1 protein-coding gene is annotated in these 273 nt (G+C 35.2%); it reads left to right on the top strand.

Features of this window, described 5'->3' with window-relative positions; translation table 11 throughout:
* Positions 1–273 (top strand): CheR family methyltransferase (locus AAEY83_RS14980; protein WP_351060140.1); only part of this gene is annotated, 273 nt, incomplete at both ends.

Below are 273 nucleotides of genomic sequence, written 5' to 3'. Positions count from 1 at the left end.
AGAGATGGTTTATTCACGCTTAGCAAGACGTATTAGGGAGCGTAAATTAACTGATTTTAAAGCTTACTTAGAGTATCTGAATAGTCATAAAGATCAGGAATTTGATGCCTTTATTAATGCAATAACAACGAACTTAACGTCTTTTTTTCGTGAAATACATCACTTTGAATTTATAAAAACTGAGCTTGTACCTGCTCTTTTAAAGGCAAATAAAAACAGTAAACGAGTAAGAATCTGGTCTGCAGGTTGCTCCACAGGGGAAGAGCCTTACAG

Source organism: Psychrobacter sp. TB20-MNA-CIBAN-0197 (assembly GCF_040309765.1).
GTDB lineage: Bacteria > Pseudomonadota > Gammaproteobacteria > Pseudomonadales > Moraxellaceae > Psychrobacter > Psychrobacter submarinus.
This window is presented reverse-complemented; position numbering and strand designations above follow the sequence as displayed.